Source organism: Tritonibacter litoralis, assembly GCF_009496005.1.
GTDB classification, from domain to species: domain Bacteria; phylum Pseudomonadota; class Alphaproteobacteria; order Rhodobacterales; family Rhodobacteraceae; genus Epibacterium; species Epibacterium litoralis.
This window is the reverse complement of the sequence record NZ_WIBF01000004.1, coordinates 276,302-294,912: the sequence shown is the minus strand read 5'-3', so window position 1 is coordinate 294,912 and position 18,611 is coordinate 276,302. Positions and strand designations below refer to the sequence as shown.

General features: G+C 59.5%; 21 protein-coding genes. 9 read left to right on the top strand and 12 right to left on the bottom strand.

Annotation, left to right across the window (positions count from 1 at the left end):
* Nucleotides 1-25 precede the first annotated feature (25 nt).
* The 3 genes from GFB49_RS09390 to GFB49_RS09380 are packed head-to-tail and all read left to right on the top strand — an operon-like array spanning nt 26 to nt 1,762.
* Nucleotides 26-640 carry a LysE family translocator gene (locus GFB49_RS09390; RefSeq protein WP_153215591.1) on the top strand — a complete coding sequence of 205 codons (615 nt, stop codon included), beginning with the start codon at nt 26-28 and terminating at the stop codon, nt 638-640.
* A gap of 31 nt (nt 641-671) precedes the next feature.
* On the top strand, nt 672-1,136 hold the full coding sequence (gene rnhA / locus GFB49_RS09385; protein WP_153215590.1) for a ribonuclease HI: 465 nt from the start codon (nt 672-674) through the stop codon (nt 1,134-1,136).
* Between the two features lie 2 nt (nt 1,137-1,138).
* Nucleotides 1,139-1,762 (top strand): trimeric intracellular cation channel family protein, encoded by a 624-nt coding sequence (locus GFB49_RS09380; RefSeq protein ID WP_153215589.1) that lies wholly within the window; start codon nt 1,139-1,141, stop codon nt 1,760-1,762.
* Between the two features lies 1 nt (nt 1,763).
* Here GFB49_RS09380 and GFB49_RS09375 read toward each other — a convergent pair whose 3' ends face one another.
* The 5 genes from GFB49_RS09375 to def (GFB49_RS09355) are packed head-to-tail and all read right to left on the bottom strand — an operon-like array spanning nt 1,764 to nt 4,228.
* Nucleotides 1,764-2,003 (bottom strand): GlsB/YeaQ/YmgE family stress response membrane protein, encoded by a 240-nt coding sequence (locus GFB49_RS09375; protein ID WP_153215588.1) that lies wholly within the window; start codon nt 2,001-2,003, stop codon nt 1,764-1,766.
* 22 nt (nt 2,004-2,025) lie between these two features.
* A complete protein-coding gene (locus GFB49_RS09370; protein ID WP_153215587.1) occupies nt 2,026-2,265 on the bottom strand; it encodes a hypothetical protein in 240 nt (79 codons plus the stop codon).
* A gap of 18 nt (nt 2,266-2,283) precedes the next feature.
* Nucleotides 2,284-3,189: a methionyl-tRNA formyltransferase gene (gene fmt, locus GFB49_RS09365; RefSeq protein ID WP_153215586.1), complete on the bottom strand. Its 906-nt coding sequence runs from the start codon at nt 3,187-3,189 to the stop codon at nt 2,284-2,286.
* A gap of 11 nt (nt 3,190-3,200) precedes the next feature.
* Entirely contained in the window at nt 3,201-3,698 is a 498-nt protein-coding gene (def, locus tag GFB49_RS09360) for a peptide deformylase (protein ID WP_153215585.1), read from the bottom strand.
* Between the two features lie 2 nt (nt 3,699-3,700).
* Complete coding sequence (gene def, locus GFB49_RS09355; protein ID WP_153215584.1) at nt 3,701-4,228, bottom strand: peptide deformylase; 528 nt, start codon at nt 4,226-4,228, stop codon at nt 3,701-3,703.
* A 99-nt stretch (nt 4,229-4,327) separates the two neighbouring features.
* On the opposite strand from def (GFB49_RS09355), the gene GFB49_RS09350 reads away from it, so the two are divergent.
* The gene (locus GFB49_RS09350) at nt 4,328-5,500 is read left to right on the top strand and encodes a MalY/PatB family protein (protein ID WP_153215583.1); all 1,173 of its coding nucleotides are present in this window, start codon (nt 4,328-4,330) and stop codon (nt 5,498-5,500) included.
* A 45-nt stretch (nt 5,501-5,545) separates the two neighbouring features.
* Here the strand turns inward: GFB49_RS09350 and GFB49_RS09345 are convergent, their stop codons facing one another.
* Nucleotides 5,546-5,902, bottom strand: a complete 357-nt coding sequence (locus GFB49_RS09345; RefSeq protein ID WP_153215582.1) for a hypothetical protein — start codon at nt 5,900-5,902, stop codon at nt 5,546-5,548.
* Nucleotides 5,903-6,105: 203 nt separating this feature from the next.
* On the opposite strand from GFB49_RS09345, the gene GFB49_RS09340 reads away from it, so the two are divergent.
* From GFB49_RS09340 to GFB49_RS09325, 4 genes are all read left to right on the top strand, one after another.
* Nucleotides 6,106-7,089, top strand: coding sequence for a glutathione S-transferase family protein (locus GFB49_RS09340; protein ID WP_153215581.1), 984 nt, complete (start codon nt 6,106-6,108; stop codon nt 7,087-7,089).
* A gap of 91 nt (nt 7,090-7,180) precedes the next feature.
* Nucleotides 7,181-8,131, top strand: a complete 951-nt coding sequence (gene cobD / locus GFB49_RS09335; protein ID WP_153215580.1) for a threonine-phosphate decarboxylase CobD — start codon at nt 7,181-7,183, stop codon at nt 8,129-8,131.
* The gene (cbiB, locus tag GFB49_RS09330) at nt 8,128-9,039 is read left to right on the top strand and encodes an adenosylcobinamide-phosphate synthase CbiB (RefSeq protein WP_343032530.1); all 912 of its coding nucleotides are present in this window, start codon (nt 8,128-8,130) and stop codon (nt 9,037-9,039) included. The genes cobD and cbiB overlap by 4 nt, the downstream gene beginning before the upstream one ends.
* A 36-nt stretch (nt 9,040-9,075) precedes the next feature.
* The gene (locus GFB49_RS09325; RefSeq protein WP_153215579.1) at nt 9,076-10,245 is read left to right on the top strand and encodes a lytic murein transglycosylase; all 1,170 of its coding nucleotides are present in this window, start codon (nt 9,076-9,078) and stop codon (nt 10,243-10,245) included.
* Between the two features lie 34 nt (nt 10,246-10,279).
* Here the strand turns inward: GFB49_RS09325 and GFB49_RS09320 are convergent, their stop codons facing one another.
* The 4 genes from GFB49_RS09320 to GFB49_RS09305 all read right to left on the bottom strand — a co-directional run bounded on the left by GFB49_RS09320 (nt 10,280) and on the right by GFB49_RS09305 (nt 16,149).
* Nucleotides 10,280-10,636, bottom strand: a complete 357-nt coding sequence (locus GFB49_RS09320) for a hypothetical protein (RefSeq protein ID WP_153215578.1) — start codon at nt 10,634-10,636, stop codon at nt 10,280-10,282.
* Nucleotides 10,637-10,695: 59 nt separating this feature from the next.
* Nucleotides 10,696-11,178: a YbjN domain-containing protein gene (locus GFB49_RS09315; protein WP_153215577.1), complete on the bottom strand. Its 483-nt coding sequence runs from the start codon at nt 11,176-11,178 to the stop codon at nt 10,696-10,698.
* 54 nt (nt 11,179-11,232) lie between these two features.
* Nucleotides 11,233-14,688: a chromosome segregation SMC family protein gene (locus GFB49_RS09310; RefSeq protein ID WP_153215576.1), complete on the bottom strand. Its 3,456-nt coding sequence runs from the start codon at nt 14,686-14,688 to the stop codon at nt 11,233-11,235.
* 249 nt (nt 14,689-14,937) lie between these two features.
* Nucleotides 14,938-16,149: an aminotransferase-like domain-containing protein gene (locus tag GFB49_RS09305; protein WP_153215575.1), complete on the bottom strand. Its 1,212-nt coding sequence runs from the start codon at nt 16,147-16,149 to the stop codon at nt 14,938-14,940.
* Between the two features lie 149 nt (nt 16,150-16,298).
* Here GFB49_RS09305 and GFB49_RS09300 point away from each other — a divergent pair, with 149 nt between their 5' ends.
* On the top strand, nt 16,299-17,072 hold the full coding sequence (locus tag GFB49_RS09300) for a FadR/GntR family transcriptional regulator (RefSeq protein WP_153215574.1): 774 nt from the start codon (nt 16,299-16,301) through the stop codon (nt 17,070-17,072).
* A 6-nt stretch (nt 17,073-17,078) separates the two neighbouring features.
* Here GFB49_RS09300 and GFB49_RS09295 read toward each other — a convergent pair whose 3' ends face one another.
* Together GFB49_RS09295 and GFB49_RS09290 are read right to left on the bottom strand one after the other, a co-directional pair.
* On the bottom strand, nt 17,079-17,888 hold the full coding sequence (locus GFB49_RS09295; RefSeq protein ID WP_153215573.1) for a phosphate ABC transporter ATP-binding protein: 810 nt from the start codon (nt 17,886-17,888) through the stop codon (nt 17,079-17,081).
* 156 nt (nt 17,889-18,044) lie between these two features.
* On the bottom strand, nt 18,045-18,608 hold the full coding sequence (locus GFB49_RS09290; protein ID WP_153215572.1) for a F0F1 ATP synthase subunit B: 564 nt from the start codon (nt 18,606-18,608) through the stop codon (nt 18,045-18,047).
* Between the last annotated feature and the right edge of the window lie 3 nt (nt 18,609-18,611).

Here is an 18,611-nt window from a genome sequence, read left to right as displayed (position 1 = left end):
CGCAATAAAAGGCGGACGGCTCGGTATGATTTCAACACAGTTTCTGATTACAGTCCTGGTTGTGGTTCTCGCACCCGGCACAGGCGTGATTTATACGATGGCTATTGGGCTTGGCCAGGGTGCCCGCGCCGCGCTTTGGGCGACCTTGGGCTGCACCCTTGGCATTGTGCCCCATCTGATGGCCGCGATTTTTGGTCTGGCTGCGATCCTGCACAGTTCGGCGCTGGCCTTTGCAATTGTGAAATGGCTGGGCGTCGCCTATCTCCTCTGGCTCGCCTATCAGGCGGTGAAAGAGGGCGGAACATTATCCCTGCGCGCCGAACGCACCGCTAGCAGCGGGTGGCACATTGGACGGCGCGCTGCGTTGATCAATATTCTCAACCCAAAACTCTCGCTGTTCTTTCTGGCTCTTCTGCCCCCTTTCCTCAGCGGCGTGCCAGACAACGCCACGTATGAGATGCTGACCCTGGGGGCCGTCTTTATGCTCGCAACCTTTGTGATCTTCTCCCTCTACGGGGTCTTTGCCGCACAGGCCCGCCGCATGCTGCTGACCAATCAACGCGCCATGGCCTGGCTCAATCGCAGCTTTGCCGGTGTCTTTGCGCTTTTGGCGGGCCGACTGGCTCTGGAACGGGCTTGACCTCTCGCCCGCCCGCTGGCACTTCGCCTGCATGGCAGACCTTTATGCATATACCGATGGCGCATGTTCCGGAAACCCTGGCCCCGGCGGCTGGGGCGTTCTGCTGCGGGCAATGGACGGCGACACCGTGGTCAAAGAGCGTGAGCTCAAAGGCGGCGAAGCCACCACCACCAACAATCAGATGGAGCTGATGGCCGCCATTTCCGCACTGGAAAGCCTCAGTCGTCCCTCGACCATCACCGTGGTCACCGACTCCGCCTATGTCAAAAACGGCGTCACCGGCTGGATTTTCGGCTGGAAGAAAAACGGTTGGAAAACCTCTGCAAAAAAGCCCGTCAAGAACGTCGATCTCTGGCAGCGCCTTGACGCAGCCCAAGCGCGCCATAAAGTGACTTGGGAATGGGTCAAAGGCCATGCGGGCCACCCTGAAAACGAACGCGCCGATGAACTGGCCCGCGCGGGTATGGCCCCCTTCAAGAAATCTGCCAAAGGATAACAATGACCCCGCTCACCTTTCTGGACCCCGCCTCGGTTGTGGTTTTTGCCCTGACCGGCGCGCTGGTGGCCAGTCGGGCGCAGCTGGATATTGTGGGCTTTGCCTTTATCGCCTGCCTGACAGCGGTAGGCGGAGGCACGGTGCGCGACCTGCTGCTGGATCGCCACCCGGTGTTCTGGATCGAAACCCCCTCTCTTATTCTGTGGGCGGTGGCCTCGGCTGTGGCCATCTTCTTCACCGCGCATCTGGTTGAAAGCCGCCTGAAATGGGTGGTCTGGCTCGACAGTTTTGCCCTGGCCGTTGCGGTCCCGGCTGGTGTCGCGGCCGCGGTCGAAACCGGCCAGCATCCGGTGGTGGTTGTGCTGATGGGCATGGCCACTGGATCTTTGGGCGGTTTGATGCGCGATGTGGTCTGTAACGAAGTGCCCCTGGTTCTGAAACAGGGCGAGCTTTACATCTCATGCGCCATGTTCGGCGCGATCTCAGCGCTGGTTTCACTGGCCGGCGGCGCAGAGCTGACCACCGCCTTGTTGGTCTGCGCCGGTGTCACTTGGGGGCTGCGAGCGGGCTCCATTGCCTTTGGCTGGCACCTGCCCGTGTACAAAAGCCGCCCTCCAGGGGGCTGAGCTATTTCTTGGGGCCGTAAGTCTGCCACAGCCAGATCAGCGCCATGGCCCCCAGAACCGCGCCCACCAGACCGGACAACAGACCCAGCACGCTCAGGATCCCGCGCAAAAGAAACCCGCCAATCAGCGCACCACCAATCCCGATGACCACAGTGGTGATCAGATCGGTTTCAACCTTCATAAACCGCGTCGCCAGGAACCCGGCAGCCGCGCCGATAATGATCAGAAAAACAACAGACATAACACATTCTCCTATTGGCCTCCTATCGGCGGCGCCAATGGGTGGGCACGATGATCAAGGCCCCGATGGATGAGGCAATTGCGTTCCATCCTGGTGCTGAAAAGCCGATGCCAAACATGATCCGGACAAAATAAAACAGAAACGCCCCGCCCACGCAGATGATAATCGACGGAATAACGCCGTTGTTGGTCCAGCCTGTGCGCTCAGAGGCATATCCGATAATGCCGGCAATCACGACCGTGCCAAAAAGAGCCAGGAACATCTGCGGACCTTTCGCCAGTTAAAGCTGTGTGCCCTTTGCAATAGGGAAACCACGTAGGAACACATCCCGATCCTGCGCCCCTTTGCCCGCTCTTTGCAAGCGCAGAAGCTCGACCGCGCCATCCCCGCAGGCAACCCTGAGCGTTTCATCCAAAACTGTGCCTGCCACGCCATGGCCGTCCGCCAGGCGTGAGGCCAAGAGTTTCACGCGCTGCCCCTCGACCTCGCACCAGGCACCGGGAAATGGCGAAAGTCCGCGAATTTTGCGATCCACCTCAACGGCAGGCAAGGACCAGTCAATCTGTGCTTCGCTTTTGTCGATCTTATGGGCATAGGTCACGCCTGCCTCGGGCTGCACTTCTGGTGTGAGCGACGGCAGTTTGTCCAAGGCCTGCACAATCAGCCGCGCCCCCATTTCGGACAGGCGGTCATGTAATTGGGCGGTGGTTTCCGTGTCGCCAATGGGGGTCGCTGCGCGCAGCAACACGGGGCCAGTATCCAGCCCCGCCTCCATCTGCATGATGCAGACGCCGGTCTCAGCATCGCCCGCCATAATCGACCGATGGATCGGCGCAGCCCCACGCCAACGGGGCAGAAGGCTTGCGTGAATGTTCAGGCAGCCATGGGTGGGTGCGTCCAAAATCACCTGTGGCAGGATCAGCCCATAGGCCACCACAACGGCCACATCCGCATTCAACGCTGCAAACGCGGCCTGCGCGTCCGCGCCTTTCAAGGACACCGGGTGGCGCACCTCCAGATCCAAGGCAGCGGCGCGGGCGTGGACGGGTGTTGGGCGGTCCTTCTTGCCGCGGCCCGCAGGCCGGGGGGGCTGACAGTAAACCGCGGCAATATCGTGCCCCGCGGCCACCAGCGCGTCCAGCACCGGGACCGAGAAATCAGGGGTTCCCATAAAGACGACGCGCATGCCTGTGTTCCTTAGCCCGTAAATTTCTTCGATTTTTTGATCAGCATGTCGCGTTTGGTTTTGGACAGGTGATCAAAATACATTTTTCCAATCAGATGGTCGATCTGATGCTGGACGCTGGTCGCCTCGATCCCGACGAAATCGCGTTCCGCCCAAGCGCCGGTCTCATCCATGAATTTGACGGTGACCGCACGCGGGCGTTTGATCTTGGCCGAGACACCGGGGAGATTGGGGCTGGCTTCCTCATGTTCGCGCAATTCGATCGATTTATGCAGGATCTCGGGGTTTGCCAGACGCACCGCCTTGCCCCGTTCCGTCGAGCCATCAACAACCGCGAGACGCAGCAGCACGCCGATCTGATTGGCCCCCAGACCGACACCGGGCATGGCCTCCATCGTGTCGACCATATCGTCCCAGATCGCGCGGATCTCGTCGGTGATCTCAGAGACCTCATCGGCGCGCGTGCGCAACCGTTTGTCAGGCCAGGGCAAGCAAGGGCGCACGGTCATAGTCAGGCGTCCTTGTTCCGGGCGCGCTCTTTCTTGAGCTTTTGCATCTTGCGGGTGATCATCTGCCGCTTCATCGGTTTCAGATAATCGATGAACAGCTTGCCTTCCAGATGGTCGATCTCATGCTGGACACAGGTCGCCCACAACCCATCAAAGGTCTCGGTCTGCAAGTTCCCGTCCCGGTCCAGCCATTCCACATCCACCACTTTGGGGCGGGTCACATCGGCGTATTGTTCAGGGATCGACAGGCAGCCTTCCTCATAAACGTTGGTTTCATCCGACGACGCAATGACACGCGGATTGAACATCTGCAGCGGACGCGGCAGTTCGCCGTCTTCCTTGACGCAGTCCAGAACAATCACACGATCTAACACGCCAATCTGTGGCGCGGCCAGGCCAACACCGGGCGCATCATACATGGTTTCCAGCATATCATCAGCCAGCGCGCGCAGCTCGTCCGAGATATCGGCAACCGGGGCACAGACCTTTTTTAGGCGGGGATCAGGATGGATCAAAATTGGGCGCTTCATACCAAAGCCATTTATGCGATTGTACCAAGGCTCGCAACGCCCCTTGCGCCTGCTGATGTAAAGGATAGCTTCGCATTCGGGATTTTAAGGAGCACCTTGATGAATTTTGATGAGCTGATCGACCGCCGTGGCACATTTTGCAACAAATGGGACGCAATGGAGCGGATCTATGGCGTCCCCAGCGACGAAGGCTTGGCCATGTGGGTGGCCGACAGTGATTTCAAAATCGCCGATGTGATCTCGGACCGGCTGCGCAGCGTTCTGGACGAAGGTATCCTGGGTTATGTGGACGCCGAAGCCCCCTATCGGGACGCGATCCAGTGGTGGATGAAAACCCGGCACGGTTGGGATCTGGAGACCGACGCCATTTTCACCACCACCGGCCTGGTTAACGGGGTGGGCATGTGCCTGGACACCTTCACCCAGCCCGGAGACGGTGTAGTGCTGTTCACCCCAGTCTACCACGCCTTTGCCAAGGTGATCCGCAATGCAGGTCGCGCGGTTGTCGAATGTGAGATGCGCGTTTCCGACGGGCTTTATACGTTGGATTTCGACGCCTATGACGCGCAGATGACCGGCACGGAAAAGATGGTCATCCTGTGTTCGCCGCACAATCCCGGCGGTCGCGTCTGGACCCAGGACGAGCTGCGCGCCGTGGCCGATTTTGCCAAACGCCATGACCTGATGCTGGTGTCGGATGAGATCCACCAGGATCTGGTCTTTGACGGCCATACCCATATCCCTATGCCCAATGCCGCGCCGGATATAGTGGACCGGCTCTTGATGCTGACGGCCCCATCAAAAACCTTCAACATCGCGGGGCTCCATACCGGTCAGGTGATCATCCCCGACCCCGATCTGCGCGCGCGGTTCAAGGCGCGGATGCTGGCCCTGTCGCTGGCTCCCAATTCACTGGGGCAATTTGCAACCGCCGCCGCCTATTCGCCCGAAGGGGCAAAATGGGCTGACGCGCAGCTAGCTTATATCGACGGCAATCGGCAGATCTTTGACGCGGCCATGGCCGAGATCCCGGGGCTTTCGTCGATGAAACTTCAATCGACCTATCTGGCCTGGGTGGATTTTGCAGGCACCGGCATGGCACGAGAGGAGTTCACCAGCCGCGTGGAACAAGGGGCGAAGATTGCCGCCAACCATGGCACCACCTTTGGCACCGGCGGCGAAAGCTTCCTGCGGTTCAATCTGGCCACCCAACGCAGCCGCGTTGAAGACGCCTGCGCCCGGCTCAAAACGGCTTTTGGCGATCTGCAATAAGTCGCAGCGGCGGCCCTGCTCACAGGCGGGGCCGCGCATCCACGCTTATTCTGTGCTGGATTCGATCAGCCCAACAGGCGCATCCGGCGCTTGATAAAAATCAAGCGGGGCCTGTTCCGAGGCAGCGGTAGAGCGCTTGAATTCATACCGCATCTCGCCGCCCTCTTCTTCGGACGCCACGATTAGACATTGTGACAATTGGCGCGCGCCATCAAACAGATCAACCCGTCCCCGCAATTGCGGCACTGTCTCGGTATCAACCGAAAACCCGTCTTCCCACAGGCGCAGCACCGGAAAAAACTGGCCATCCGTTTCAACCCGCAAACGGCTCTTTTTGCGCAGGTTCTCAATCCGGGCCGCATCCAGCGCCTCCTGGACAGCTTTGGGGACATAGGTCGTCATGGCTTTTACACCTTCTGGTCTTCGTAACGGTATCGTTAACCATAAGCGATAAACGATAAAATTTTATGAATAAACCGAATCTTAGGGTCACCGCAGCCTGCCGGTGCCCCTGTGCAAGAATACAGAGCTTCTGCGCGCAAAACAGCATTTTCGCATATGAACGTCTGCCTTAAGTAGAAAACAAGCAACAGCGGGAGCGACACATGGGACTTTTGGTAGACGGCATCTGGCACGACACATGGTACGACACCAAATCAACAGGTGGCGCATTCAAACGGTCCGCCGCGCAGTTTCGCAACTGGATCACCGCAGATGGCAGCGCGGGCCCCTCGGGCCGTGACGGGTTCAAAGCCGAAAGCGGGCGTTACCACCTTTATGTCTCGCTGGCCTGCCCCTGGGCCCACCGCACGCTGATCTTTCGCGAGCTGAAAGATCTGAGCGCGCATATCTCGGTTTCAGTTGTAAACCCCGACATGTTGGACAAAGGCTGGACCTTTGAAAAAGATGACCATGGCGCCACCGGTGACACGCTCTTGGGCAAAGAGTTTGCACATCAGATCTACACCACCGCCGATCCCAAATATTCTGGCCGGGTCACGGTGCCGATCCTGTGGGACAAGCAACAGAACACCGTGGTCTCGAACGAAAGCTCCGAGATCATCCGCATGTTCAACGCGGCCTTTGATGGCATCACCGGAAACACATTGGACTTCTGGCCCGAAGAACTGCGCGAGCCGATCGAAACCGTGAACGAGCGGATCTATCATCAGGTCAACAACGGCGTGTACAAATGTGGATTTGCGACCTCGCAGGATGCGTATGACACGGCAGTGCACCCGCTGTTTGACACGCTCGACTGGCTCGAGGATCTCTTGTCCCAGCACCGCTACCTGATGGGCAACCGCGTGACCGAAGCCGACTGGCGCCTATTCACCACGCTGGTCCGCTTTGATCCGGTCTATCACCTGCATTTCAAATGCAACAAGAAACGGTTGATCGACTACCCGAATCTCTGGGCCTATACGCGGGAGCTGTATCAATGGCCGGGCGTGGCGCAGACCGTGAATTTTGACCACATCGTGCGTCACTATCATTATAGCCACGACACGATTAACCCGCATCGCATCCTGCCGGTCAATCCGGTTCTGGAATGGGATCTGCCCCATGGGCGCGATCAAATGGTGTGAATCGCGGAAACCCGTCAAAGTTTCTTGTTTAACGCGCCCGCCTCCGGCATACCGCCTGCGCACAAGCCAGCGGTAAAGAGGACGGCGGACAATGACGCAGGATCAAAACACCCCGCGTGATCACGGCGGCAACCTGTCTGCCGCTGTGGCCCGATTTGGCGGCACCCGCGCGGATTGGGTTGACCTGTCGACCGGCATCAACCCAACCCCCTACCCGGCGGGACAGCTCATGGACCGCGACTGGAGCGCTCTGCCGGATCAGGCTGAACTGGATGCGCTGATCGCCGCCGCGCGTCAGTTCTGGCAGGTGCCAGAGGGGGCGGCAATCCTGCCCGCGCCCGGTGCCTCGGCCTTGATTGCGATGCTGCCCGCGCTGGCAGACCCCGGTCAGGTGCACATCACCCGGCCCACCTATAATGAACACGCGGCCGCCTTTGCCAGCCATGGCTGGCAGATCTGCGACACGCCGACGCGGGACGCGCAGGTCATGGTGCACCCCAACAACCCCGACGGACGTTTGTGGCAGGTCAGCGATATCAGCGCCGATCTGACCATCATCGACGAAAGCTTCTGTGACGTCTGTCCGGATCACAGCCTGATGGCAGAGGCCACACGCCCCGGCACCCTTATACTCAAAAGCTTTGGCAAATTCTGGGGGCTGGCCGGGCTGCGCCTTGGCTTTGCGATTGGTGATCCGGCCTTGATCCAGCGCCTGTCCAACTGGCAAGGGCCCTGGGCCGTCTCGGGGCCCGCCCTCCGCATTGGCGCACGGGCGCTTGCGGATACCGATTGGGCCGATGCCACACGGGCGCGGTTGAAAACCGATTGCGCGCGCCTTGATGCGCTAATGGCCCCCCGCGGCGCGACACTGGCGGGCGGCACCGATCTGTTCCGCCTGTATCACGTGCCAGATGCCAAGACCTGGCAGAACAAATTGGCAGAACACCACATCTGGAGCCGCATTTTCCCCTATTCCGACACCTATTTGCGTCTGGGATTGCCCCCCGCAGACATGTGGTCAAGGCTCGAGGCTGCAGTGTGAGCACCGCGCTGTTACTGATCCCGGCCCTCCTGCTGGACGCGCTGCTGGGGGAGCCCAAATGGCTCTGGTCGCGCTGTCCCCACCCTGCGGTTCTGATGGGGCGGCTGGTCGGCTGGTGCGATGCGCACTTGAACCACGGCAGCCACCGCCGCTTAAAAGGCGTGTTGACCGTCGGCCTTCTGCTGCTGATTGGTGCGGGCCTTGGTTATGGCGCGTCACACTTGGGTCCGGTGGTCAGCGTTGTGATCGCGGCCATCCTTCTTGCACAGCGTTCGCTGGTGGATCACGTGAACGCCGTGGCCGATGGGCTGGACCGGGATCTGTCAGCCGGGCGTTATGCCGTCTCGATGATCGTCAGCCGCGACACCCGCAACATGGATCAGAGCCAGGTCGCCCGCTCTGCCATCGAAAGCGGGGCCGAGAATTTTTCGGACGGGGTGATTGCCCCAGCTTTCTGGTTTCTGGTGGCAGGGCTGCCGGGCATCATCATCTACAAGATGGTCAATACCGCCGACAGTATGATCGGCTATCGTACCGCGCATTACCTGCAATTCGGATGGGCTGCGGCCCGGCTCGATGATCTATTGAACCTTGTGCCAGCCCGGCTGACATCCCTGTTGATCGCAGCCACGGGCGGGCGGGTGCTCGACCTCCTCGACATCCGCCGTGACGCGCGCCTGCACCGCTCCCCCAATGCAGGCTGGCCCGAGGCCGCTATGGCCCGTGTCCTGGGTTGCGCCCTTGCGGGCCCGCGCTCTTATGATGGCAAAATGCAGGTGTTTCCCTGGGTTCATGACGCAGGGCGCAAAACGCTCACCCCGCAGGACATTCGTAAAACCAGCGCAATTCTCTGGCGGGTTTGGGCAACATTTCTGACAGTTTCAGTTGCTTTGGCGCTGCTCTTCTAGCAAAAAGTGGCCGGAGACATTTTCAGGACGGCCCCTATGCGTTTCTTGCCTTTTACCATCGCGCTTGCTCTGGCACCGCTTTCCGCCGCCGCTCAATGTGGAGGGGAGTTCTCCAATTTTGTTCTGGGGCTCAAAAACGAAGCCATCAGCGCAGGCTATGACCAAAAGACCGTGAACGACTTCTTTCGCGGTGTGCGCAAGGATCAAAAGGTCCTGAATGCCGACCGTGCCCAAGGGGTGTTTCAAAAACCCTTTATCGATTTTTCCCGCCGTCTGATCTCTCAAAACCGGATTGATCGCGGTCAGGCCATGTCGTCCAAATTTGACAGCGTGTTCCGCCGAATCGAGACGACATATGGCATCGATCGGGGCGTGCTTCTGGCATTCTGGGCGTTTGAGACCGACTACGGCGCATTTCAGGGCGATTTCAACACGCGCAATGCGCTGGTGACCCTAGCCCATGACTGCCGCCGCCCCGAGTTGTTCCGCCCGCAGATCTTTGCAGCCATCGAATTGTTTTCTAAGGGAGATTTTGACCCCAATAAAACAACCGGTGCCTGGGCCGGAGAGATTGGCATGGTCCAGATGCTGCCCCGCGACATTCTGGAAAACGGGGTGGATGCGGATGGCGACGGCCACGTGACGCTCAAGACCTCAGCGCCGGATGCGCTGATGTCTGCAGCCAAAATGCTGTCAGAGCTGGGTTGGTCCGCAGATCAGCCCTGGCTGCAAGAGGTGCGTATCCCCGAAGGGTTGGACCTGTCGGAAACAGGCATTACCAACAAACGCCTTATCTCGGATTGGCGCGCCAAGGGGGTTCAGCCCCGCACAGGTGATCTGCCCTTTGACGATATGAACGCCGCCCTGATCCTGCCCCAGGGGCACAAAGGGCCCGCGTTCCTCGCCTATCCCAATTTCGACGTCTATTTCGAATGGAACCAAAGTTTTACCTATGTTCTGACCGCCGCCTATTTCGCCACCCGTTTGGATGGCGCGCAGGTCTATGATGCAGGCCAGCCCGAAACCGGTCTGAACGGCACCCAGATGAAACAGCTGCAGCAGCGGCTTCAGGCCAAAGGTTATGACGTGGGCAAGATCGACGGCATCCTTGGCGCCAAAACCCGCCAAGCGGTGCAGGCTGAACAATCCCGTCTGGGCCTGCCAGCTGATGCTTGGCCAACGCCGGAATTGTTGAACCGCCTGTGACTGGAGGTCAGTTCATTCTGACCATGACCGGAGGTCAGCGCACCGGATAGCGCTCGCCATCTTCGGTCAGCAACACCACCCGTGATCCGCTGTGAACCAACACATCACAGCGCGTGGCACCGCCAACGAACTCCACACAAACGCTGCCATCCTGCGCGATGTGATAACTGCCCCAGGATGTTCCGCCCCCATTGGCCGCGGAAAACGTATAGGAATAGGCCCCATCCGGCCCATAGATCGACTCGCCATCATCATAGAACACAAAGCTGCGCTCTGGCAGGCGGGCCAGCTCTTCGTCGGTAAACGGACGATCATTGGGGCGCAACGCCCATTCACCGGCACTCACCGGCAATGGCAAGCCACATATAATCAAAAGCAGAAGATGTCTCATGCCATCATCTTAGGGACAAAGCCCTGAAACAGGCGTCACGTTGCCGTGACGCCCGTGGCTCACCAGCCGATAAACTCCTCAAACTCTTTCAAAACACCGGCCCAGGCCCCGATGGTCTGGGCAAAATCATCCGGGTGCAGCCCGTGCTGACCCAACAGCACATCATGCTCGATCCAGACCGACCCCTCATCCGAGATATAGGCCCGCGAAAAACGGTTTTCGGTGTTCCAGGTGTTGATCTTGGACAGGCGCATGCCGCCGTTCAGATCATAGCCGGAGTAAAACTGGATCGCGTCGCAATCCACATTGTCACGACAGCCATAGTAAAAGACTTTGAACTCGATCCCGTAATAATCGATCGAGAATTTCGGATCGCCAACATCATCCGCCTCAAGCGTGTAACTGATGTCCTCTGCATCCAGAAACTGCGCCAGACTGTCCGCGGTCAAGGCGGTGACATTCTCGCCTTCCTCAGCAACCGCAGGAGTCAGCATCAGCGACAGGGCGGCGACTGCGCCCAATAGTGAAAATCCGTTTTTCATAATACCCTTCCCAATATGGGTTCCTCTTACAGGCGCACCTTAGAAACAGATCCGTTACGCCACCAGTGCTTCGGCCTTTTTCAGGTCAACAGAGACAAGCTGGCTCACGCCTTTTTCCTGCATGGTCACCCCAAACAGCCGATCCATCCGCGCCATCGTCACCGCATGGTGGGTGATGATCAGAAAACGCGTATCAGTCTGGCGGCACATCTCATCCAAAAGATCGCAGAACCGGGTGACATTGGCATCATCCAGCGGCGCGTCGACCTCGTCCAGCACGCAGATCGGCGCGGGGTTGGACAGGAACACCGCAAAGATCAGCGCCAGCGCGGTCAACGTCTGTTCCCCGCCCGACAACAGCGACAGGGTCGACAGTTTCTTGCCTGGCGGTTGGCACATGATCTCGAGCCCTGCATCCAGCGGGTCATCGCTTTCGACCATCACCAAATTGGCCTCACCGCCGCCAAACAAATGCTGAAACAACAATGAAAAGCTGCTGTTGACCTGTTCAAAAGCCGTCAACAGGCGCTCGCGGCCTTCGCGGTTCAGACTGGAAATCCCCGCCCGCAGGGTTTTCACCGCCTCTTCCAGATCCTGCTTTTCACTGACCAGCTCGTCATGTTCGACCTGAATCCCGCGCGCGTCCTCTTCGGCACGCAGGTTCACAGCCCCCAGCGAATCGCGCTGACGTTTGAGCTGCCCCACCTGCTCTTCCAGAACCTCAACCGCTTCGATCTCTTCGGGATCCACGGCCAGACGTTCCAATAGAACCTGCGGCGTTGCCTGCTGCTCTTCGATGATCCGGCCTGCAGCAGCCTGAACGGCTTCGCGCGCACTGTCGGTCAGGGCCTCGGCACGGGCCCGCTCTTCGCGCGCTTCCGAGGCCAGACGCTCGGCTTCCTTTTCGTGTTGCGCAGCCTCGCGCACCGCCGCTTCGGCGGCAATCAACGCCTCGGTTGCGGCGGATTTGCGCGCCTCGGCATCTGCAATCGACTCGTTCAGCTCTTCACGGGTCTCTTCGATCTCAGCCGGTTTGGCCATGGCCTCTTCCAGCTCGTCTTGGCTGGCGTCCCGACGTTCCACCAGTTCCGCAATCCGGCGGCCCGCCGTTTCCAGACGGTGGTTCCAGCCTGACAGCTCTTTGATCACCTCTTGCTTGCGGCGAATACGCGCCTCTCCGTCACGACGCAGCTCATCATGGGCCGAGCGGTGGCTTATCATCGTGATCCGCGCTGCCTCTACACTGTGCTTGATCTCTTCGACGCCTGCACGGGCCGTTTCCAGATCCGGCAGCTCTTCCGAGGCTTCCTGCGCCTCTTCCAATCGCTCCAGCGCGACCTCGGCATCCTCATCATGACGCGCCAAAGACACCGCCAAAGTCTCCAGCTTGGCCTCTGCCAGATTGCAATCCGCCTCCGCCTTGCTGAGCGCGCGGGCTGCGTCCGCCACCCGCTGATCCGCCACCCGGCGGGCCTGACGCGCGGCTTGGTCGGCTTCGGTCACCTCAGCCAATTGGCGCTGCAACGCATCATGCGCCGCCGCCAGACCATCGGCCCGCGCCTCCGCATGCGAGACTTCTTGCTTGAGCGCCTCCAGCCGGTTCATCTGCTCCAGACGCAGCGCAGCAGCGCTTGGCGCGTCCTCGGCCCAGGTCCGATAACCATCCCAACGCCACAGATCCCCTTCCAGGGTCACCAAACGCTGCCCCGGACGCAGGCGCGGCTGCATGTGGCGCGCCTGATCCGCGTCGACCACACCAATCTGGGTCATCCGCCGCGACAACGCCTCGGGCCCAGACACGAACAAGGCCAGGGGCTTCACCCCTTCGGGCAGCGCCGACTCGCGGTCATACCCCTGCAAAGTCACCCAACCGGATGGGCCATCAATCTCCGCCAAAGGCGCGCGCAGATCGTCGGCCAGTGCCGCCCCCAGCGCCTTTTCATATCCCGGCTCTACACGCAGCGCGTCCAGAACCTGGCCGCCTTCGGCTGTGTCGCGCGCCACCAGTTTCGCCAGGGCCGCAGCCTCGGACCGTAACGCGCCCAATTCGCCATCCGCTTCGGAGCGTTGCGCGCGGGCTTCCGCCTCGCGGGACTGAGTTTCGGTGCGCAATTCATCCGCGGCAGCCAGCGCCTCTTCAGCCGCCTCAGAGGCGGCGCGCGCCTCTTCTTCGGTCTCAATAACCGTTTCGCGACGGTCTTGCGCCTGCGCCAACCCATCGCGCGCGGCTTCCATTGCCGCGCGCGCGGTGGCCCCTTCGGTGTGGGCCCGCTCAGCCGCGCGTTTGCAATCTTCGACCAAACGACGCGCGGATTGATGGCGGGCGGCCAGACGCGCCACATCTTCGGTGACTTGCGCCAGATGATCCTCGCGCCGCTGCAAGACCGTTGTGGCGTTACGCATCAGCTCGGCGGCCTCTTCCAGCCGGTCGCCCTGCCCGTCGCCTGCCTTTTCCAGCTCACGCTGTTCCCACTCCAAACGCTCGATCGTCTCACCGGCGTCGCGGTTCAACCCGCTTTCGCGCTCGATATCCGCGCCCAGTTGACGGATCCGGTTGTTAAGCGTTTCAATGGTCTGGCGCGCCTGTGTTTCCTGATCCGACAGCGCATCGCGTTGCACCACAAGCCGTTGCAGGATCGCGGTCGCAATCGCCTCTTCCTCCCGCAAGGGGGGCAGTTTGACATCCGCCGCGCCGCGCTTTTCAGCCGCCGCGCGCGACAAAGCCTCGCCCTTGGCAGCTTGGGTGACGCGAATGCGCAGGGTCTCTTCTGACGCCAGCCGCGCCACATCCGCCTCCCTCCAGCGGCGATACAACAGCGCCCCTTCGGCATGGCGCAGCGTTTCACCGATGCTGCGATACCGCGCGGCCTGACGGGCCTGACGCGCCAGCTGACCCAATTGGCCCGCCAGCTGTTCAATCACATCATCCACCCGCAACAAGTTCTGTTCGGTGTTCTTCAGCTTCAGCTCCGCCTCGTGACGACGCTGATACAGCCCCGAAATCCCCGCCGCTTCCTCCAGGATACGACGGCGCGCCTTGGGCTTTGCGTTGATCAACTCCGAGATCTGCCCCTGCCGCACCAGAGACGGCGAATGAGCCCCGGTTGAGGCATCGGCAAACAGCATCTGCACATCACGGGCGCGGGTATCTTTGCCGTTGGCCTTGTAGGCGCTGCCTACGTCCCGCGTGATCCGGCGCACAATGTCCAGCTGATCCGCGTCATTAAACCCCGAAGGCGCCAGCCGGTCTGTATTGTCGATCTGCAGGCTCACTTCGGCAAAGTTGCGCGCCGCACGCGCACTGGCCCCGGCAAAGATCACATCTTCCATCCCCCCGCCGCGCATCGCCTTGGGGCGGTTTTCCCCCATCACCCAACGCAACGCCTCAAGCAGGTTCGACTTGCCACAGCCATTGGGGCCAACAACGCCGGTCAGACCATCGGAAATAATCAGATCGGTGGGATCAACAAAGCTTTTGAAACCGTTCAACCGCAGTTTGGAAAAACGCAAAGGGACCTCTTTCGACAACACTCAACAGAGATCTCAGCCAAATGACGCAGGGCTTGTCAACGTCACAGAGCCCCATATGCGGGCTGAAACCGGGCTATTGGCCCTATATCTTGTGGATAACTCTTGCCTGACCCCACGCATCCTGCACAGACGCCAAAACAGAGAGCTGAAAAACAGCCCTCTATCGCGGATCACCGGGGGCTGCAACGGTCCCCTCCATTTGAAGACATAAAACCGCCGGTTGTCCCCTTACAAAAAGTGGCGGATCGCCTGCCCCAAGCGGTGAATACCGGTCTGGGTCTGCTCTGCCGATGCGCAGGAAAACGACAGCCGCAGGGTATTTGCGCCGCTGCCATCGGCAAAAAAAGCCTGTCCGGGGACAAAGGCAATGTGATAAGTGTCCAGCGCATATTGCAAGAGCTCTGCCCCGTCGATCTGATCCGGCAAGGTCAGCCAGATGAACATCCCACCTTCGGGATGGCTCCAGCTCACACCATCGGGCATCTCACGGGCCAGCGCCGTCAGCATCTCATCCCGGCGCGCACCATAGGCCGTGGTCAGTTGCTCAAGATGGTCCGCAAACCCCTGCGCCACAACCTCAGTCACCAATATCTGGTTGAGGGTCGATGTATGCAAGTCCGCCGCCTGTTTGATCAGAACCAGCTGGTCAATCACATCCTGCGCGCCCACAACCCAGCCCACCCGCAATCCGGGCGACAGTGTTTTGGAAAACGTCCCGCAATAGAGCGTACGACAGGCGTTCATATCGGCAATTGTTTCCTGCTCCAGCGCCAGGATCGGCGGAACCGGCGACCCGTCATACCGCAGCCCTTCATAAGCGGCGTCCTCGATCACCATCGCGTCCAGGGCACGCGCCTGCTCCAGAACCGCCAGCCGTTCAGCGCGGGACAGGGTGATCCCCGTCGGGTTCGCAAATTCGGGCGTGACATAAGACAGCTTGACCCGGCTGCCCGCCTGTTCCGCATCAGCCGCTATATCCTTGGCCGTGCGATTGTCACCAGGCTGCAATCGATCAAATCGGGGTTCATAGGCGTTGAACGCGCCCAACGCCCCCAGATAGGTCGGCCATTGCACCAGGGCGGTATCCTCGGGCGACAGAAACAGTTTGCCCAGATAATCCAGTGCCTGTTGCGAGCCCGAGGTGATCAGGACGTTGCTGACATCACAGCTCACCCCCAATCGGGCCATGTGACCCACGATCCATTCCCTGAGCGGCAGATAGCCTTCGCTCACGGAATACTGCAGCGCCGTTGCTGCGGTGGGTCCGCTCAACGCCGCCTCACCTGCGTGCGCCAGCGCCTCCGCAGGGAATAGGGCGGGATCCGGAATGCCACCCGCAAAAGAAATCACACTGGGCCGGTTCAGAAGCTTCAACAGCTCCCGAATTTCCGATGCTTTCATTTTTTCGGACCGTTTTGAAAAATTATTCCGGAAATCCATGTCACACCTTTCCATTGCTGTCTCGACACTAGAGGGATTCTCTTTTTACGTCAATATTTCTGACCTAAACTATTCCCCGCGAGCGGCTTGAGCCTCTCAACCCAATGTGGTCCAATGAGTTGACCAATTTTAAATATCAGCGGATCTCCATGCCTTTTCAGAAAGTCACAACGGCAAAGCTCTCAACCTCTGTTGTCCGCCAAATCGAACTCCTGATCCTGCGCGGCGTCCTGACACCCGGTGACCGGCTGCCCTCAGAACGTGATTTGGCAGAACGCTTGGGCGTCTCCCGCCCATCTTTGCGCGACGCATTGGGCGAACTGCAGGAACGTGGCCTTCTGGCGGCCAAGGCAGGGTCCGGCGTTTATGTGGCGGATGTCTTGGGCTCTGCGTTCTCACCGGCTCTGGTGGATCTCTTTGCTCGCCATGATGAGGCGGTGTTTGACTATCTCTCGTTTCGCCGCGACCTCGAAGGGCTTGCCGCAGAACGTGCCGCGCGTATGGGATCGGACGAGGATCTGAAAATCATCCAGTCCATCTATGACCGGATGGCCGCCGCCCAAGGGCCCGACGATTCCGAGGAAGCGGCCAATTTGGACGCTCAGTTCCATGCCGCCATTATGGATGCCGGCCACAATGTCGTCATGCTGCATATGATGCGCTCCATGCTCGAGCTGCTGCACAAGGGCGTGTTCTACAACCGTCGCATCATGTTCCAACGCGCCACCACGCGGGAAAACCTGCTGGCGCAGCACAGCGCGATCAACTCAGCCATTCAGGACCGCAACCCTGCCGCCGCCCGCGCCGCTGTTGAGGCACATCTGGATTTTGTCAAAACCTGCCTGCTGGAAGATCTGGAGACCCAGAAGAACGCTGAAATCGCCCGCCAAAAACTGGAAAAGGCGCAAAAGCTCGGGTCCTAGCTGCCCTTAGTGGGACTCAACATAACGCTGCGTGGCTACCGTCTGCGCATTGGTCAAAAGCAGTTCAGCCGTATCGATTTCCATCAGGCGTCCACCTTCAATATGGCCGATGCGATCCGCGACAAGCGCTGCAATCCGCAAAGATGACGTGCACAGAATAACGGGCATATCCTGCTGCAAGTCGGACAGGATGCTCTTGAGCCGACCCTCTTCGATACCACCAAGGCCGGTTGAAGGCTCATCCAGCACCAACAGACGCGGCTCCAGCGCAAGGGCCCGCGCGATACAGATCAGACGTTGGGTCATGATCGGCATCTGATGCACCGGTTTTTTATGCAGCTCCCCTTTGAGCTCATCCCAAATGCCCACCCGGCGCAGCGAATCCTCGATCCGCAGGGCGATATCTTTGGACGTCGGAGCCAGACGGTGCAACTTCAGGACATAGGCGATATTGTCCCAGATCGTCGCTGGAAAGGGGTTTGCAACCTGCGGCACCAAGGCGACCTGCCGACGGATTTGTGGCAAATCCCAGGACGGGTCCTGCGTGTCCCGACGATCCACAAAAACATGACCGCTTTGAACAGAGGCCCGTTCCTCTTCGACAGTGCGGTTCAAACATCGCGTCAGCACAGATTTCCCACAATTGGGCGGACCGACCAGACACAGCACCTCTTTGTCAAAAAGATCAAAGGAGATGTCGTCCAAAATCGTTTTGCTGCCGAACCGCAACGTTAGCCCGCGAGTTGACAGGACCGGTTTGGCAACATCAGACGCGACGGGTTCGTGATAGTCCAATATGGGATTTACATACAGCATTGCAGATAAAATCTTACTATTCGATCTGCCTCCGCAAATACCACCTAGGACACTAGCAGCGGCTTAACAAATCCACCAACTGTTGCAACTTCACGCAATTGTCACATAAAAAAACCCGGCACAATGGCCGGGTTTTTTTAAACGTCTATCAGCAGCTTAATGCAGCTTGGCGTCCACGTCAGCGATGGCCGCGTCGATCAGTTTGTTTGCCTCAGCGGCAGACAGCTGTTTGGAGATCACGTCATCCGCAACGCTCACAGCCACATCAATCGCGCGATCCCGCACTTCTTTCAACGCCGAGGCTTCAGCCGATGCGATCTGCTCTTCGGCGGCCGCCAGACGGCGCTCGATCGAAGTTTTCAGATCCGCTTTGGCTTGTTCCGCGGCAGCTGTAGCCTCTTCGCGAGCAGTGGCAACAATACGTTCCGCCTGCGCGCTCACTTCTTTTTGCTTGCGCTCATAAGACGCCAGAATGGTCTGGGCTTCTTCGCGCAGCGCACGTGCTTCGTCCAGCTCCTTGCGGATGCCTTCGGCACGATCGTCCAGCTGCTTGCCCAACAGGCCGGGCACCTTGACGTAAAGCAGAATGCCAACGAACAGCAGGAAGGCCAGCAGGACAACAAAATCAGTGTTGTCCAGCGCCAGGAACTTGCCGCCAGATGCAGCCAAAGCCGGGCTTGCAGCAGCAAATGTCAGGGCAAGAGCAATAACAGTACGCATGTT

Coding starts and splice junctions, on each gene's coding strand:
- GFB49_RS09345 (WP_153215582.1), bottom strand. CDS start 5,902: ATGACGACCTATGTCCCCAAAGCTGTCCAGGAGGCGCTGGATGCGGCC.
- GFB49_RS09305 (WP_153215575.1), bottom strand. CDS start 16,149: ATGGATTTCCGGAATAATTTTTCAAAACGGTCCGAAAAAATGAAAGCA.
- GFB49_RS09320 (WP_153215578.1), bottom strand. CDS start 10,636: ATGAGACATCTTCTGCTTTTGATTATATGTGGCTTGCCATTGCCGGTG.
- GFB49_RS09380 (WP_153215589.1), top strand. CDS start 1,139: ATGACCCCGCTCACCTTTCTGGACCCCGCCTCGGTTGTGGTTTTTGCC.
- rnhA (WP_153215590.1), top strand. CDS start 672: ATGGCAGACCTTTATGCATATACCGATGGCGCATGTTCCGGAAACCCT.
- GFB49_RS09290 (WP_153215572.1), bottom strand. CDS start 18,608: ATGCGTACTGTTATTGCTCTTGCCCTGACATTTGCTGCTGCAAGCCCG.
- GFB49_RS09300 (WP_153215574.1), top strand. CDS start 16,299: ATGCCTTTTCAGAAAGTCACAACGGCAAAGCTCTCAACCTCTGTTGTC.
- def (WP_153215584.1), bottom strand. CDS start 4,228: ATGAAGCGCCCAATTTTGATCCATCCTGATCCCCGCCTAAAAAAGGTC.
- GFB49_RS09390 (WP_153215591.1), top strand. CDS start 26: ATGATTTCAACACAGTTTCTGATTACAGTCCTGGTTGTGGTTCTCGCA.
- GFB49_RS09370 (WP_153215587.1), bottom strand. CDS start 2,265: ATGTTCCTGGCTCTTTTTGGCACGGTCGTGATTGCCGGCATTATCGGA.
- def (WP_153215585.1), bottom strand. CDS start 3,698: ATGACCGTGCGCCCTTGCTTGCCCTGGCCTGACAAACGGTTGCGCACG.
- GFB49_RS09350 (WP_153215583.1), top strand. CDS start 4,328: ATGAATTTTGATGAGCTGATCGACCGCCGTGGCACATTTTGCAACAAA.
- GFB49_RS09295 (WP_153215573.1), bottom strand. CDS start 17,888: ATGCTGTATGTAAATCCCATATTGGACTATCACGAACCCGTCGCGTCT.
- GFB49_RS09325 (WP_153215579.1), top strand. CDS start 9,076: ATGCGTTTCTTGCCTTTTACCATCGCGCTTGCTCTGGCACCGCTTTCC.
- fmt (WP_153215586.1), bottom strand. CDS start 3,189: ATGCGCGTCGTCTTTATGGGAACCCCTGATTTCTCGGTCCCGGTGCTG.
- GFB49_RS09375 (WP_153215588.1), bottom strand. CDS start 2,003: ATGTCTGTTGTTTTTCTGATCATTATCGGCGCGGCTGCCGGGTTCCTG.
- GFB49_RS09340 (WP_153215581.1), top strand. CDS start 6,106: ATGGGACTTTTGGTAGACGGCATCTGGCACGACACATGGTACGACACC.
- cobD (WP_153215580.1), top strand. CDS start 7,181: ATGACGCAGGATCAAAACACCCCGCGTGATCACGGCGGCAACCTGTCT.
- GFB49_RS09315 (WP_153215577.1), bottom strand. CDS start 11,178: ATGAAAAACGGATTTTCACTATTGGGCGCAGTCGCCGCCCTGTCGCTG.